The following is a 14,530-nucleotide window of genomic DNA, read 5'->3' on the forward strand; positions in this document are numbered from 1 at the left end:
CCGCGCAGTGAGTCCGGTCTCCGTACGCCGCCGCGACCTGCTCGCGTCGGCGACCGATGAGCTGCGTGCCGGCGGCGTGGCCAGCCCCGAGCACGACGCCGCCGAGCTGCTCGCCCACGTCCTCGGCACGAGTCGGGTCCGGCTCGCGTTCGTCGACGAGGTCGACGCCGCTCGCGCCGCCGACTTCGCCGCCCTGATCGCGCGTCGCGCCGCCCGCGAGCCGCTCCAGCACCTCACCGGCATCGCGTACTTCCGCCACGTCGAGCTCCGGGTCGGGCCGGGTGTCTTCGTGCCCCGCCCCGAGACCGAGCTGCTCGCCGGCTGGGCGATCGAGCAGGCGGGGAGGGTCTCGACAGGCTCGACGTCCGGGACCGGCTCGACCTCCGGGACAGGCTCGACCTCGCGGCCTCCGGTCGTCGTCGACCTGTGCACCGGTTCGGGCGCGATCGCGAAGGCGGTGAAGGACGAGCTGCCCGCGGCGGACGTGCACGCGGTGGAGCTCTCCGAGGACGCGCACGCCTGGGCGCAGCGCAACCTCGCCGACACCGGCGTCGATCTGCGGCAGGGGGACATGGCGACCGCCTTCGACGACCTGCTCGCCCGCGTCGACGTGGTGGTGTGCAACCCGCCGTACATCCCGCTCGAGGCGTGGGAGTCCGTCGCCGCCGAGGCGCGCGACCACGACCCCCACCTCGCCCTCTTCTCCGGTCAGGACGGCCTCGACGCGATCCGCGTCCTCGAGCGCCGTGCCGCGGAGCTGCTCGTACCCGGCGGCGTGGTGGGCTTCGAGCACGCCGACGCGCAGGGTGTCGACGGCGGTCGGTACAGCGCGCCGGCCGTTTTCGCCGCGACCGGGCGCTGGAGCGACGTACGCGACAACCTCGACCTGGCAGGTCGACCGCGCTTCGTGACCGCGAGGCTGGCACGATGACCCTCATGAGCACGCGCTTCCGCACCGGCACCGACGAGGAGCGCGAGGCGGCCATCGCCGCCGCCGTGCAGGCCCTGGGGGCGGGCGAGGTGGCGGTCATCCCGACCGACACCGTCTACGGCATCGCCGCCGACGCGTTCGACGCCGCCGCGGTCCGCAAGCTGCTCGCGGCGAAGGGCCGCGGCCGCGAGATGCCGCCACCGGTCCTGGTCAGCGCACCCAGCACGGTCGACGCGCTCGCGATCGAGGTCCCGGACTGGGCCCGCGCCCTCTTCGTCGAGTTCTGGCCCGGCCCGCTGACCGTCGTGCTGCACCAGCAGTCCTCGCTCCAATGGGACCTGGGCGAGACCCGTGGCACCGTGGCCGTTCGCGTCCCCGACCACGCGCTCACCCTCGAGGTCCTCGGCCGTACGGGCCCGCTCGCGGTCAGCTCGGCCAACAAGACCGGTCTGCCCGCGGCGCTCGACGGCGATGCCGCCGAGGCGATGCTGGGCGAGGACGTCGTGGTCATCGTCGACGACGGCGCCGTGCCCGGGGGTGAGGCCTCCACGATCATCGACGCCACCGGCGCCGAGCCGCGCCTGCTCCGGCTGGGCGCGCTCGCGGTCGAGCGCATCGACGCGGTGCTGGAGCCCTTCGGCGTCAGCGTCCAGGGCGTCGAACGAGAAGACTGAGTCGAGGCATCTGCTGTGCGGGCCTATCTCCTGCTCTTCCTCGTCGCCGGCACCGTCACCTATCTGCTGACCGTCGTCGCCCGCGAGGTCGCGCTGCGCACCGGCGCAGTGGCGAGGGTGCGTGACCGTGACGTGCACGCCGAGCCGATCCCGTACATGGGCGGGCTGGCGATGCTCGGCGGCCTCGGCGCCGCCTACCTGGTCGCACGGCACATGCCGTTCCTCACCGAGTCCCAGCCGTTCGTCGTCCGTGACGCCGGGGTCGTCCTGGCCGCGGGCGCGCTGATCTGCGCGGTCGGGGTGATCGACGACATCTTCGAGCTCGACGCGTTGACCAAGCTCGGCGGCCAGGTGCTCGCGGTCGCGGTGCTGATCTACTTCCAGATCCAATACACCTTCATCACCTGGTCCGACGGCCGGGTCTTCTCGCTCGACCCGGCACAGGGCGCGCTGCTGACCGGCTTCGTCGTGGTGGCCACCGTCAACGCGGTGAACTTCGTCGACGGCCTCGACGGCCTGGCTGCGGGAGTGGTCGCGATCGGGGCTGTCTCCTTCTTCCTCTTCTCCTACGAGCTGCTGCGGGCCAACGACCTGAGCCGGGCCGCGACCCCCGCCCTCCTGAGCGCCGCCCTGGCTGGTGCCTGCGGCGGCTTCCTCGTGCACAACTGGCACCCCGCGCGCCTCTTCATGGGCGACAGCGGCTCGATGCTGATCGGCCTGGTGCTGGCCGCGAGCGCCGTCAGCCTGTCCGGCCAGTTCACCTCCGAGCAGCTCACCTCGGGCGCGGGCGGGTCGCGGGCCAGCCTGCTGCCGACCCTGCTGCCGGTGCTGCTGCCGGTGACGATCCTGATCGTGCCGTTCACCGATCTGGTCCTGGCGGTCGTACGGCGCACCCGGGCGGGGCGCTCGCCGTTCGCGCCGGACAAGCTCCACCTGCACCACCGGCTCCTCGAGATCGGCCACTCGCAGCGTCGCGCGGTGATGATCATGTGGCTGTGGGCCGCCCTGATCGGCTTCGGCTCGGTGCTGGCCAGCCTCTACACCGGTCCGTGGATGTGGGGCGCCCTCGCGGTGATGGTCGTGGTGACCCTGTCGCTGACGTTCCTGTTGCCCAAGGTCTCCACGCCCGGCCACCCGGTGCAGCGCCCCGTCTCCGGGGACGCTCCGGCGGACGTGCCTTGAACGATCCATTTCGGGCGTGAAGCGCGCTCGTGATAGCGTTCACGAGCGTTGACGGGGACCTTCCCGTGACGCCCGACGACCGCCCTTTTTCAACAGAACGGCCGCCAATGTTGACGACCGAGTCGAGCACGACCAGCCGCGCCACGAGCGCCGGTCAGCTCCTCGTCGCCGCGTCTTTTGCGGGTCTGGTGGGTCTGCTCATCGGCCTCGGCGGAGCGATCCTGAGCGGCCACGGCACGTTCGAGGCGGCGCTCGTCGGCGCAGCGATCGGGCTCGGCGTCCTCTTCTTCGGCTCGTTCCTGGTCGACCTGGTCGCGAGCGTCATGCCCTCCGCGGCACTGCTCGTCGCCCTGCTCACCTACACGCTGCAGCTCGCGCTGCTCCTGATGCTCCTCATCGCGATCGACCGCTCCAACGCCTTCGCCGCACCGGCCGAGGCGCGTGCGCTGGCGACCGCGGTGATCGGGGTCGTGCTCACCTGGACGGTCACCCAGATCGCCCTGGCGGTGCGCCGCCGTACGCCGGTGTTCGACCTTCCGGTCACGAGCACCATGGCGGGGGAGCGGTGAGCGCCGGTGACTGTTATCCTCCGGGGCGTGAATGGCCCCGAGCGATCGTCTTCGGACGAACCGCACGGGGACCCCTGGCACTCGTTCGGCTACATCACGGCGGGGGTCGCGGTCTACGGACTGATCGGCTTCCTGCTGGACCGTTGGCTGGGCACGCACTTCCTGGTAGCGGTCGGCATCCTGGCCGGAGCCGCCTTCGGGATCTACATGACCTGGGCGCGCTTCAACAAGCCGCACCAAACCAAGCAATCACCGTACGACGACAAGACATGACGAAGCAGGAGGAACAGTGAGTTCCGTGATCCGAGCCGAGAGTTTCCACGCCCCGGGCCCGGCGGACTTCGACCTCCCGGGCTTCTTCAGCATCGGTGGCACCGACATCACCAAGCCGATGATCCAGCTGGTCCTGGCCGTGATCATCGTCTTCGTGTTCTTCCGCCTGGCGATCCGCCGCGGGACGCTGGTGCCCGGGAAGCTGCAGTACGCCGGTGAGAGTGCCTACGGCATGGTCCGCAACAGCATCGGGCGCGACATCATCGGCAGCCACGACTTCGCGAAGTTCACGCCGTACCTGGTGACGCTGTTCTTCTTCATCCTGGTGAACAACCTGTTCGGCTCGGTGCCGTTGCTGCAGTTCCCGACCTTCTCGCGGGCCTCGATGGCGTACGCGCTGGCCGCTGTCTCCTGGGTGCTCTACAACGCGGTCGGCATCAAGAAGCACGGCCTCGGTGGCTACCTCAAGCTGCAGTGCGTCCCGGCCGGTGTCCCGGTCGCGATGTACCCGCTGCTGGTCCCGCTGGAGTTCTTCTCCAACCTGCTGATCCGCCCGGTCACGCTGGCCCTGCGTCTGTTCTGCAACATGTTCGCCGGCCACCTGCTGATGCTGCTGTTCGCGACCGGCGGTCTCTACCTCATCGAGCACGTCGGCGGCATCGGCTACGTCGCCGGCCCGCTTGCCTGGGTCCTCGCGATCCTGGTCTCCTTCCTGGAGATCCTGGTCCAGTTCCTGCAGGCCTACGTCTTCACCCTGCTCAACGCGATGTACCTCCAGGGTGCACTCGCCGACGAGCACTGATCCACCCTGATCCAACCCAGCTCCACCACCCGCTTCACTCTCAATTAGAGAAACAACCGAAAGGAAGAGAGTCATGGACGGCTCCCTGAACATGGTCGGCTACGGTCTGGCTGCCATCGGCCCCGGTGTCGGTATCGGCCTCATCTTCGCCGCCTACATCTCCGGCGTTGCCCGCCAGCCCGAGGCGCAGAGCCGCCTCCAGTCGATCGCGATCCTCGGCTTCGCGCTCGCCGAGGCGCTGGCGATCATCGGTATCGCCCTCGCGTTCGCCCTCTGACCCACGCGTTTAGCGGTACCTGACAAGGAAGCTGCCCCATGCAGACAGATCTGATCCTCGCCGCCGGGGACGCGGAGGACAAGAACCCGCTGGCCTTCGTGCCGGTCGAGTTCATCCTCTCGCTCGTCACGTTCGGCATCCTGCTGTTCCTCATCACGAAGTACGTGGTGCCGCGGTTCGAGCAGACCTACAGCGAGCGCGCCACCGCGATCGAGGGCGGACTCGCTGCAGCGGAGAGCAAGCAGGCCGAGGCCGACGCCAAGCTCGCGGAGCTCGAGCAGCAGCTCGCCGAGGCTCGGCACGAGGCGGCGCGCATCCGTGAGGAGGCGCGCGCCCAGGGTGCGCAGATCGTCACCGAGATGCGTACCCAGGCCCAGGCCGAGGCCGACCGCATCGTGGAGCACGGCAAGACGCAGATCGAGGCCGAGCGTCAGCAGGCGGTCACCGCTCTGCGCGCCGAGGTCGGCTCGCTCGCGACCGGCCTCGCCGGTCGCATCGTGGGCGAGAGCCTGGAGGACGACGCCCGGCAGAGCCGTGTCGTCGAGCGCTTCCTGGCCGACCTCGAGTCCGGGGTGAACTGATGGACGTTCGTGGTGCATCCGCGGACGCCGTTGCGAGCCTGACCTCCGAGCTGGAGACCGCAGTCTCCGGCTCGGAGGGCGTGGCCGCCGAGACGGCGTCCTCGCTGTTCTCGGCCTCGCAGACGCTGCGCGCCGAGGGCACGCTGCGTCGGTTCCTCACCGACCAGGCGGTCGCCGAGCAGGCCAAGTCCGGCCTGGTCCAGGAGCTCTTCGGCGGCAAGCTCGCCGCCGGCGCCCTGGCACTGATCGGCTCCGCCGTCACCCGTCGTTGGACCCACGCCGGCGACCTGCCGGCGGCGCTGGAGCGCCTCAGCGAGATCGCCGTGGTCCGCTCGGCCGGCGGCGACGCCAAGCGGCTCTCCGACGAGCTCTTCGGCGTGCGCCAGCTGGTCCAGGACAACCCGGAGCTGCGCGACGCGCTCTCCGACCCGAGCCGGACGATCGCCGACAAGTCGGCGCTGCTCGACTCGCTCCTCGGCGGCAAGGCCCTCCCGGCCACCGTCACCCTCGCCAAGCAGGCCCTCGCGGGCACCTACCGCACCGTCTCGGTGGCGCTGAACGAGTACCAGAAGGTCGCCGCGGCGGCCCACAACGAGGGCGTCGCGACGGTCCGCGTCGCCAAGCCGCTCAGCGACGCCGAGACCTCCCGTCTCGCGGCGGCGCTCGAGCGCCAGTACGGCCGTCCGGTCCACCTCAACCTGCTGGTCGACCCGACCGTCGTGGGTGGCATCAAGGTCGAGATCGGTGACGACGTCATCGACGGGACCGTGGCCAGCCGCCTCGACGACGCACGCCGCCTCCTGGCCGGCTGAACCCGCCCAGCACCCACCGCAGCAGACTTAGACAGACAAGAGAGAAGGCATCTGAGATGACGGAGCTGACCATCCGTCCGGAGGAGATCCGCGACGCGCTGGCGAAGTACGTCGCCGACTACAAGCCGGAGGCCGCGAAGACCGAGGAGGTCGGCACGGTCGCGCAGACCGCTGACGGCATCGCGCGCGTCAGCGGGCTGCCCTCGGCGATGGCGAACGAGCTGCTTCAGTTCGAGGACGGCACGCTGGGCCTCGCCCTGAACCTCGACACCCGCGAGATCGGTGTCGTCATCCTGGGTGACTTCGACAAGATCGAGGAGGGCCAGACCGTCCGTCGCACGGGCGAGGTCCTCTCCGTCGCCGTCGGCGACGGCTACCTCGGCCGCGTCGTGGACCCGCTGGGCAACCCGATCGACGGCCTGGGCGACGTCGCCACCGTCGGCCGCCGCGCCCTCGAGCTGCAGGCGCCGGGCGTCATGCAGCGCAAGTCGGTGCACGAGCCGCTCGCCACCGGCATCAAGGCGATCGACGCGATGACCCCGATCGGCCGCGGCCAGCGCCAGCTGATCATCGGCGACCGCGCGACCGGCAAGACCACCATCGCGATCGACACGATCATCAACCAGAAGCAGAACTGGGAGACGGGCGACCCGTCGAAGCAGGTCCGCTGCATCTACGTCGCCATCGGCCAGAAGGGCTCGACCATCGCCTCCGTGCGTGGCGCCCTCGAGGAGGCCGGCGCGCTCGAGTACACCACCATCGTCGCGGCCCCGGCCTCCGACTCGGCGGGCTTCAAGTACCTCGCGCCCTACACCGGCTCGGCCATCGGCCAGCACTGGATGTACGAGGGCAAGCACGTCCTCATCGTCTTCGACGACCTGACCAAGCAGGCCGAGGCCTACCGCGCCGTGTCGCTGCTGCTGCGCCGCCCGCCGGGCCGCGAGGCCTACCCGGGTGACGTCTTCTACCTGCACTCCCGCCTGCTCGAGCGCTGCGCGAAGCTCTCGGACGACATGGGTGCCGGCTCGATGACGGGTCTGCCGATCATCGAGACGAAGGCCAACGACGTCTCGGCGTTCATCCCGACCAACGTCATCTCGATCACCGACGGCCAGATCTTCCTGCAGTCGGACCTGTTCGCGGCCAACCAGCGTCCCGCCGTGGACGTCGGTGTCTCGGTCTCCCGCGTCGGTGGCGCGGCCATGACCAAGGCGCTCAAGAACGTCACGGGCTCGCTCAAGGTCGAGCTGGCGCAGTACCGCGCCATGGAGGCGTTCGCCATGTTCGCCTCGGACCTCGACGCCGCCTCCAAGCAGCAGCTGGCCCGCGGTCAGCGCCTCATGGCCCTCCTCAAGCAGCCGGCGTACTCCCCGTACCCGGTCGACGAGATGACCGTCTCGCTGTGGCTCGGCACCTCGGGTCGCCTCGACGCTCTCCCGGTCGGCGACGTGATCAAGTTCGAGCAGGAGTTCCTCGACTACCTGCGCCTCTCGCAGCCGGGCATCCTGGCCGGCATCCGCGAGACGCTGAAGTTCGAGGACTCGACGGAGTCGCAGCTGGCCAGCGCGTACGACACGTTCCTGGGCCAGTTCGAGACCTCCGACGGCGAGACGATCAAGGCGGGTTCGGCCAAGGCCGACGCGCTTGAGGACGGCGACGTCGCGCAGGAGCAGATCGTCAAGCAGAAGCGAGCCTGATCCATGGCCGTTTCGCTGCGTGAGTACCGTGCGCGGATCAAGTCGACGGAGTCGATGAAGAAGATCACGCGCGCCATGGAGCTCATTGCTGCGTCCCGCATCGTCAAGGCGCAGCAGCGGGCCAACGCGGCCGCGCCGTACGCTCGAGAGCTGACCCGGGCGGTCTCGGCCGTGGCGACGTACTCCAACGTCGACCACGCCCTGACCACCGAGCCGGCCTCGCCGGACCGGGCCGCCGTCCTCGTGATCGCGAGCGACCGCGGCCTGGCCGGTGCGTACGCCGCCAACGTCCTCCGCGAGGCGGAGGGCCTGGTGGCCAAGCTCCAGGCTGAGGGCAAGACCGTGGACCTGTACGTGTCCGGCCGCAAGGCCGAGGCGTACTTCAAGTTCCGCAACCGTCCCGTCGTCAAGACGTGGATCGGCGGCTCGGACCAGCCGTCCTTCGAGGTGGCGCAGGAGATCGGCACCACGCTGATCACCACGTTCCTCGAGGGTCAGGAGCAGGGTGCTGAGGGCGTGCACGAGGTGCACCTCGTCTCGACCCGCTTCCACTCGATGATCCGCCAGGAGCCGCAGGCCGTGCGCCTGCTGCCGCTGGAGGTCGTCGAGGGCGAGTCGAAGCCGGAGTCGGACGACGTCCTGCCGCTCTACGAGTTCGAGCCCAGCCCGGAGCAGGTGCTGGACTCGCTGCTGCCGCAGTACGTCGTGAGCCGGATCTGGTTCTCGATGCTGCAGGCCGCGGCCTCCGAGCTGGCGGCTCGCCAGAAGGCGATGAAGTCGGCGACGGACAACGCCCAGGAGCTCATCAAGAAGTACACGCGGATCGCCAACCAGGCTCGCCAGGCCGGCATCACGCAGGAGATCAGCGAGATCGTCGGTGGCGTCAACGCCCTGGCCGACGCCACCGCTGCCAACGACTGAGAACCCACCTCGAGAAGGACACCGAAACCATGACCGCAACGGTTGACGAGACCCAGACGGCGACCGGACGTATCGTCCGCGTCATCGGCCCGGTCGTCGACGTGGAGTTCCCCGTCGACGCCATGCCGGACATCTACAACAAGCTCGAGATCGAGGTCACCCTCGGCGACGAGACCACCACCCTGCCGCTCGAGGTGGCCCAGCACATCGGTGACGGCGTCGTCCGCGCGATCTCGCTGAAGCCGACCGACGGCATGGTCCGCGGCGGCGCAGTCCGCGACACCGGCGACCAGATCACGGTCCCCGTCGGTGACGTCACCCTCGGCAAGGTCTTCAACGCCACCGGTGACATGCTCAACCTGGAGCCGGGCGAGACCGTCGAGGTCAAGGAGCGCTGGGGCATCCACCGCAAGGCCCCGGCCTTCGACCAGCTCGAGCCCAAGACCCAGATGTTCGAGACGGGCATCAAGGTCATCGACCTGCTCACCCCGTACGTCCAGGGCGGCAAGATCGGTCTGTTCGGTGGCGCCGGTGTCGGCAAGACCGTGCTGATCCAGGAGATGATCGCCCGTGTTGCGCGCAACCACGGTGGCGTCTCCACGTTCGCCGGCGTCGGCGAGCGTACGCGTGAGGGCAACGACCTGATCCACGAGATGCAGGAGGCCGGCGTCTTCGGCCAGACCGCCCTGGTCTTCGGCCAGATGGACGAGCCGCCGGGCACGCGTCTGCGGGTCGCCCTGTCGGCGCTGACGATGGCGGAGTACTTCCGCGACGTGCAGAAGCAGGACGTGCTGCTCTTCATCGACAACATCTTCCGCTTCACGCAGGCCGGCTCCGAGGTCTCCACGCTGCTCGGCCGGATGCCGTCCGCGGTCGGGTACCAGCCCAACCTCGCCGACGAGATGGGCACGCTCCAGGAGCGGATCACCTCGACGCGTGGTCACTCGATCACCTCGATGCAGGCGATCTACGTCCCGGCCGACGACTACACCGACCCGGCCCCGGCGACCACCTTCGCCCACCTCGACGCCACCACCGAGCTCTCGCGTGAGATCGCCTCGCTCGGTATCTACCCGGCCGTCGACCCGCTGACCTCGACGTCGCGCATCCTCGACCCGCAGTACATCGGTCAGGCGCACTACGACGCGGCCATCCGGGTGAAGCAGATCCTGCAGCGCAACAAGGAGCTCCAGGACATCATCGCCATCCTCGGTGTCGACGAGCTGTCGGAGGAGGACCGCACCGTGGTCCACCGTGCGCGTCGCATCCAGCGCTTCCTGTCGCAGAACACCTACGTCGCCAAGCAGTTCACCGGCATCGAGGGTTCGACGGTCTCGCTGGCGGACAGCATCGAGGCGTTCAACAAGATCTGCGACGGCGAGTACGACCACGTCGCCGAGCAGGCGTTCTTCATGTGCGGTGGCCTCGACGACGTCGACCGCAACTGGGCCGACATCCAGAAGAACCTCTGATCCTGTGGACGAGCGAAGCGAGTTCACCATCGGGTGCCGTCGGCCTTGTGCCTCGTCGGCGCCCGGAGCGAAGCGAGGACGTCGATGAGCAATAACCTTCAGGTGGAGCTCGTCGCTGCGGACCGGGTGGTCTGGAGCGGCGAGGCCACCATGGTCATCGCCCGTACGGTCGACGGAGACGTCGGCGTGCTGCGTGGGCACGCGCCGATGCTCTCCGTGCTCACCGACGCGGTCGTCGAGATCAACCCGGCGGAGGGCCCCGTGGTCGTCGCCTCGGCTGACGGCGGCTTCATCTCGGTGGCGAACGACCGGGTGTCGATCCTGTCGGCGCACATCCTGCTCGCCGAGGAGATCAACGTCGACGAGGCCCGTACCGAGCTGGAGAAGGCTCAGGGCCTGATCGGCGTCGACGACGAGGCGGAGCAGCGGATCCGCCGCGCCGAGGCCCGCATCCGCGCGGTCGAGAAGGCGCACTGATCCGTCGATGGCGTGGTGGGAGGAGCTGCTTGATCTCAGTGGGCTGCTGCTTCTGCTCGTCCTCGTCTATGGCGTCTGCCTGATGGTGCGCCGCCGGGTGATCGCCCGGCACGGCGGCACCTTCGAGCTGAGCCACCGCGTCCGGGCCACCCGGCCCGGACGCGGTTGGCTGCTCGGAGTCGGCCGCTATACCGGATCCACCCTCGAGTGGTTCCGGGTCTTCTCGCTCGCGCCCGCCCCCAAGCGGCGGTGGGAGCGGACCGGACTGGTCTACATCGCGAGCCGTCCGCCGCAGGGTGGCGAGGCGCTCGCGCTCTACCCCGACCACCTCGTCGTCGAGTGCCAGACCCTCGATGGCGAGTTGGTCGAGCTCGCCATGGGACCACAGTCGCTGATCGGGTTCCAGGCCTGGCTCGAGTCGCGCAACCCCGGCACCGACTGGTCCCGCTGATTCGACCCAGCTCGCCTCATCCCGTTGAATGAGAGCGTGATCACGCGGACGCCGACCCTGCCCCAGACGCGCACCGCAGTCGGCCTCGCCTTCGCCCTCAATGGGCTGCTCTTCGCCACGATGGTGTCCCGACTCCCGGACATCCGCGAGGGCCTCGGGCTGAGCAACTCCGACCTCGGGCTCCTGCTGATCTGCGCCTCCATCGGCTCGGTCGGATCGCTGCCGCTCAGCGGCAAGGTGATCGAGCGCTTCAAGCCCGGTCCCACGGTCTGCGGTGGCGCGATCGCGGTCGGCGCCGGCATCGTGATCCTCGGTCTGGGGGCGGCGGTGCTGCAGTGGGTCCCGCTCGCCTGCGTCGGGCTCTTCCTCTACGGCTCGGGCACGTCCTTCTGGGATGTCGCCATGAACGTCGAGGGCGCGGACGTCGAGCGCCGGCTGGGTCGCACGATCATGCCGCGCTTCCACGCCGGCTGGAGCATCGGCTCCATCGTCGGCAGTGGCGTCGGCGTCCTGATGGCCGCCCTCGGCGCGCCGGTGCTGCTGCACTACGCGCTGGTCATGGTCCTCGCCGTCGGCCTCACGCTGCGCTCCGCGCAGGCGTTCCTGCCCGTCACCGAGCACCACGAGACGGTCGCCGCAGAGCCCCAGGTCTCGGTCTGGCGCGAGCCGCGCACGCTCATCATCGGCCTGCTGGTGCTCTGCTACGCCACCGTCGAGGGCACCGCCAACGACTGGCTCTCGCTCGCGGTGATCGATGGCTTCGACACCCCGCACTGGGTCGGCGTCGCCGGCTTCTCCACCTTCGTCGTCTCGATGACGATCGGTCGTCTGGCCGGCACCCACCTGCTGGACCGCTTCGGCCGCGCCCCGGTGCTGTGGACCTGCTCGGTCGCCGCGGCGGTCGGCGTCCTGGTCGCCGTCTACGGCGGCTCGCTCACCACGCTGTTCATCGGCGTCGTGATCTGGGGCTTCGGTGCCTCGCTCGGCTTCCCGGTCGGGATGAGCGCCGCGGCCGACGACCCGGTCCGCGCGGCGGCACGGGTCTCGGCGGTGGCGACGATCGGCTACGCGGCGTTCCTCGCCGGGCCGCCGCTGCTCGGCATGCTCGGTGATCGCGTCGGCACGCTCAAGGCATTGGTGGTGGTCCCGATCCTGATGGTTCCGGCCGCGCTCACCGTCTTCGCGGCGCGGACGCCCCGGCCGGCGGCGAAGCCGGCCGAGGAGCCCGTCCAAGCCTGACCGACCCTCCGGCCGATGGTCGGCTCACGCGTTCCGTTCGTTCCTCACTTCGCGCGCTCGCCTCCGGCCGATGGTCGGCTCACGCGTTCCGTTCGTTCCTCACTTCGCGCGCTCGCCTCCGGCCGATGGTCGGCTCACGCGTTCCGTTCGTTCCTCACTTCGCGCGCTCGCCTCCGGGCACCCACAGCACGTCGCCGCGCTCGCGGTTGGCGTAGCGGGCCAGGATGAAGAGCAGGTCCGAGAGCCGGTTGAGGTAGGTGATCGCGAGGGGATTCATGGTCTCGCCGTGCACCGCGAAGGCGGCCCAGGCCGAGCGCTCGGCCCGGCGCGCGACCGTACGGGCGACGTGCAGCCGTGCCGCGGCCGGGGTGCCGCCGTTCAGGATGAAGCTGCGCAGGCTCTCCAGGTCGGCGTTGTAGTGGTCGCACAGCGCCTCGAGCCGGTCGACGTACTCCTGCTCGACGCGCAGCGGCGGGTAGGTCGGGTCGGGGACGATCGGCGTGGAGAAGTCGGCACCGACGTCGAAGAGGTCGTTCTGGATCCGGGTCAGGACCTCGACGACGTCGTCCGCCAGGCCACCGTCGGCGATGGCGACGCCGATCGCCGCGTTGGCCTCGTCGACGTCCGCATAGGCACCGAGCCGGAGGTCCGTCTTGCTCGTCTCGCTCATGTCGCCGAGCCGGGTCGTGCCGGCGTCGCCGGTTCGGGTGTAGATGCGTGTCAGGTTGACCATGGGCAGACACTATGCGGCGAGGGAGGATGCGGACCATGAGGACCACCATCCGAGGCGCCTGGCGGGCGCCCGCGGTCACGATGCTCGCGGTGCTCGGCACCTGGCTGACCGCCTGGCGCCTCGAGGCTGGGCTCGGGCTGGGCATCGACGTGATCGTGCTGGCCACGATGCTCGCCGTCACGCTGGCCCGGGTGGTCGCGGCCGAGCGTCCGCGAGCCGCCCTGCCGTACGTGCTGCGGGTGGCCTCGCTGCCGCTGATCGCGATCCTCGCCACCGAGGTGGGCCGGCTGCTCGTGCACCACGAGGTGCTCGGCGGCGCCGCCTTCATCGTCGTCCTGGCCGGATCGGTCTGGATCCGCCGCTTCGGCCTGTGGTGGCGACGCCTGGGCTCGCTGGCGAGCCTGCCGTTCATCGCGCTGCTGGTGGTTCCGGTGCCGGTGGATCCGCAGACGGCCCGCACCTGGTGGCCGGCCGTCTTCGCCCTGGTCGCCTTCGCCTGGGTGCTGGCGTGTCACCTGCTCGCGTGGCGCACCGGCTTCCTCGTCCCTCCGAGGGAGTCGGCTCCCGCGCCGACTGCCACGACTCCCGCGCCGGGCGGAAGGCGGCTGCAGGCGAGCACGCGGATGGCACTCCAGCTCGGGGTCGGCCTCGCGGTCGCGTACGCGTTGGGCCGGTGGCTGTACCCGGAGCACTGGCCGTGGCTGGTGCTCTCCTGCTACGTGGTGTGCAGCGGCAACCGCGGGCGAGGCGACGTGCTGCACAAGGGGACCCTGCGACTGGTCGGTGCGGCGGCGGGCACGCTCGTCGCCACGCTGATCGCGGGGCGGCTCGCGGCCGGCGATCGCGGGGCGATCGTACTGCTCTTCGTGGTGATGGCCCTCGCGCTGTGGGCGCGCCGGATCAGCTACGCCTACTGGGCCGCAGGGGTGACGGCGATGGTGGCACTGCTGCACGGCTACGCCGGCGTGGGCGGCTCCGGCGAGCTCGGCGAGCGGCTCGGCGGCGTGATCCTCGGCGCGATCATCGGGGTGCTCGCCTCCTGGTTCATCCTGCCGGTGCGCAGCCGCGACGCGTTCCGCAAGCGTCGCGGTGCCGCCCTGATCGCACTGCGCGACCTCCGCGACGAGCTGCGCGATCCGGCGTCGGACGAGGCCGCGCGGACCCGGGCCACGCGGAGCTTCGGGAGGGCCGTGGAACTGCTCGAGGAGCTCGATCCGCTGTGGCGGCTGCATGCCCGCGTACGTCCCCGGCACGCCCGCGAGCTGGGCGAGCCGGCCGTGCTGATCGCCCGCCTGGTGGCGCTGCGTGACGAGGTCGAGTCGCTGCCGCGGGAGGCCGCGAGCGCCCGGGCGGGGCACGTGCTGCGCGAATCTGTGACTTCTGGGAAGAAAGAGTCGCGAGTGATGCAACCCGAACGGGGTACTTCGGCGTCATAGTGG

At 70.1% G+C, this 14,530-nt stretch carries 17 protein-coding genes; 16 read left to right on the plus strand and 1 reads right to left on the minus strand.

All coding sequences use genetic code 11. The annotated features are described in order from the left end of the window. Nucleotides 1-7: 7 nt before the first annotated feature. The 15 genes from prmC to ACZ5L9_RS13320 all read left to right on the plus strand — a co-directional run bounded on the left by prmC (nt 8) and on the right by ACZ5L9_RS13320 (nt 12,358). Nucleotides 8-931: a peptide chain release factor N(5)-glutamine methyltransferase gene (prmC, locus tag ACZ5L9_RS13250; RefSeq protein WP_464528459.1), complete on the plus strand. Its 924-nt coding sequence runs from the start codon at nt 8-10 to the stop codon at nt 929-931. A gap of 5 nt (nt 932-936) precedes the next feature. Next, nucleotides 937-1,605, plus strand: coding sequence for an L-threonylcarbamoyladenylate synthase (locus ACZ5L9_RS13255; protein ID WP_464528461.1), 669 nt, complete (start codon nt 937-939; stop codon nt 1,603-1,605). 15 nt (nt 1,606-1,620) lie between these two features. Next, nucleotides 1,621-2,787: a glycosyltransferase family 4 protein gene (locus ACZ5L9_RS13260; RefSeq protein WP_464528463.1), complete on the plus strand. Its 1,167-nt coding sequence runs from the start codon at nt 1,621-1,623 to the stop codon at nt 2,785-2,787. Nucleotides 2,788-2,894: 107 nt separating this feature from the next. Next, on the plus strand, nt 2,895-3,356 hold the full coding sequence (locus ACZ5L9_RS13265; protein ID WP_464528466.1) for a hypothetical protein: 462 nt from the start codon (nt 2,895-2,897) through the stop codon (nt 3,354-3,356). 27 nt (nt 3,357-3,383) lie between these two features. Further along, on the plus strand, nt 3,384-3,629 hold the full coding sequence (locus tag ACZ5L9_RS13270) for an AtpZ/AtpI family protein (protein WP_464528468.1): 246 nt from the start codon (nt 3,384-3,386) through the stop codon (nt 3,627-3,629). Nucleotides 3,630-3,654: 25 nt separating this feature from the next. After that, nucleotides 3,655-4,431, plus strand: a complete 777-nt coding sequence (gene atpB / locus ACZ5L9_RS13275; protein WP_464528470.1) for a F0F1 ATP synthase subunit A — start codon at nt 3,655-3,657, stop codon at nt 4,429-4,431. A 73-nt stretch (nt 4,432-4,504) separates the two neighbouring features. Continuing rightward, a complete protein-coding gene (gene atpE / locus ACZ5L9_RS13280) occupies nt 4,505-4,708 on the plus strand; it encodes an ATP synthase F0 subunit C (RefSeq protein ID WP_225284028.1) in 204 nt (67 codons plus the stop codon). Nucleotides 4,709-4,746: 38 nt separating this feature from the next. Then, on the plus strand, nt 4,747-5,289 hold the full coding sequence (locus tag ACZ5L9_RS13285) for a F0F1 ATP synthase subunit B (RefSeq protein WP_464528472.1): 543 nt from the start codon (nt 4,747-4,749) through the stop codon (nt 5,287-5,289). Then, complete coding sequence (locus tag ACZ5L9_RS13290; protein WP_464528474.1) at nt 5,289-6,101, plus strand: F0F1 ATP synthase subunit delta; 813 nt, start codon at nt 5,289-5,291, stop codon at nt 6,099-6,101. Before ACZ5L9_RS13285 ends, ACZ5L9_RS13290 begins: the two co-directional genes overlap by 1 nt. Nucleotides 6,102-6,157: 56 nt before the next feature. After that, on the plus strand, nt 6,158-7,798 hold the full coding sequence (gene atpA, locus ACZ5L9_RS13295; protein WP_464528476.1) for a F0F1 ATP synthase subunit alpha: 1,641 nt from the start codon (nt 6,158-6,160) through the stop codon (nt 7,796-7,798). 3 nt (nt 7,799-7,801) lie between these two features. Next, nucleotides 7,802-8,719 carry a F0F1 ATP synthase subunit gamma gene (locus ACZ5L9_RS13300; RefSeq protein WP_464528478.1) on the plus strand — a complete coding sequence of 306 codons (918 nt, stop codon included), beginning with the start codon at nt 7,802-7,804 and terminating at the stop codon, nt 8,717-8,719. Between the two features lie 29 nt (nt 8,720-8,748). Then, nucleotides 8,749-10,191, plus strand: coding sequence for a F0F1 ATP synthase subunit beta (gene atpD / locus ACZ5L9_RS13305; RefSeq protein WP_464528480.1), 1,443 nt, complete (start codon nt 8,749-8,751; stop codon nt 10,189-10,191). Nucleotides 10,192-10,275: 84 nt separating this feature from the next. Further along, the gene (locus ACZ5L9_RS13310; protein ID WP_464528482.1) at nt 10,276-10,668 is read left to right on the plus strand and encodes a F0F1 ATP synthase subunit epsilon; all 393 of its coding nucleotides are present in this window, start codon (nt 10,276-10,278) and stop codon (nt 10,666-10,668) included. A gap of 7 nt (nt 10,669-10,675) precedes the next feature. Continuing rightward, nucleotides 10,676-11,119 (plus strand): DUF2550 domain-containing protein, encoded by a 444-nt coding sequence (locus ACZ5L9_RS13315; RefSeq protein WP_464528484.1) that lies wholly within the window; start codon nt 10,676-10,678, stop codon nt 11,117-11,119. 36 nt (nt 11,120-11,155) lie between these two features. Further along, nucleotides 11,156-12,358 carry an MFS transporter gene (locus ACZ5L9_RS13320; RefSeq protein ID WP_464528486.1) on the plus strand — a complete coding sequence of 401 codons (1,203 nt, stop codon included), beginning with the start codon at nt 11,156-11,158 and terminating at the stop codon, nt 12,356-12,358. Nucleotides 12,359-12,512: 154 nt separating this feature from the next. Here ACZ5L9_RS13320 and ACZ5L9_RS13325 read toward each other — a convergent pair whose 3' ends face one another. After that, nucleotides 12,513-13,091, minus strand: a complete 579-nt coding sequence (locus tag ACZ5L9_RS13325) for a cob(I)yrinic acid a,c-diamide adenosyltransferase (RefSeq protein WP_464528487.1) — start codon at nt 13,089-13,091, stop codon at nt 12,513-12,515. Between the two features lie 35 nt (nt 13,092-13,126). Here ACZ5L9_RS13325 and ACZ5L9_RS13330 point away from each other — a divergent pair, with 35 nt between their 5' ends. Further along, nucleotides 13,127-14,527: an FUSC family protein gene (locus ACZ5L9_RS13330; protein WP_464528489.1), complete on the plus strand. Its 1,401-nt coding sequence runs from the start codon at nt 13,127-13,129 to the stop codon at nt 14,525-14,527. The last annotated feature ends 3 nt before the right edge of the window (nt 14,528-14,530 follow it).

Source organism: Nocardioides sp. JCM 18998 (assembly GCF_055391535.1).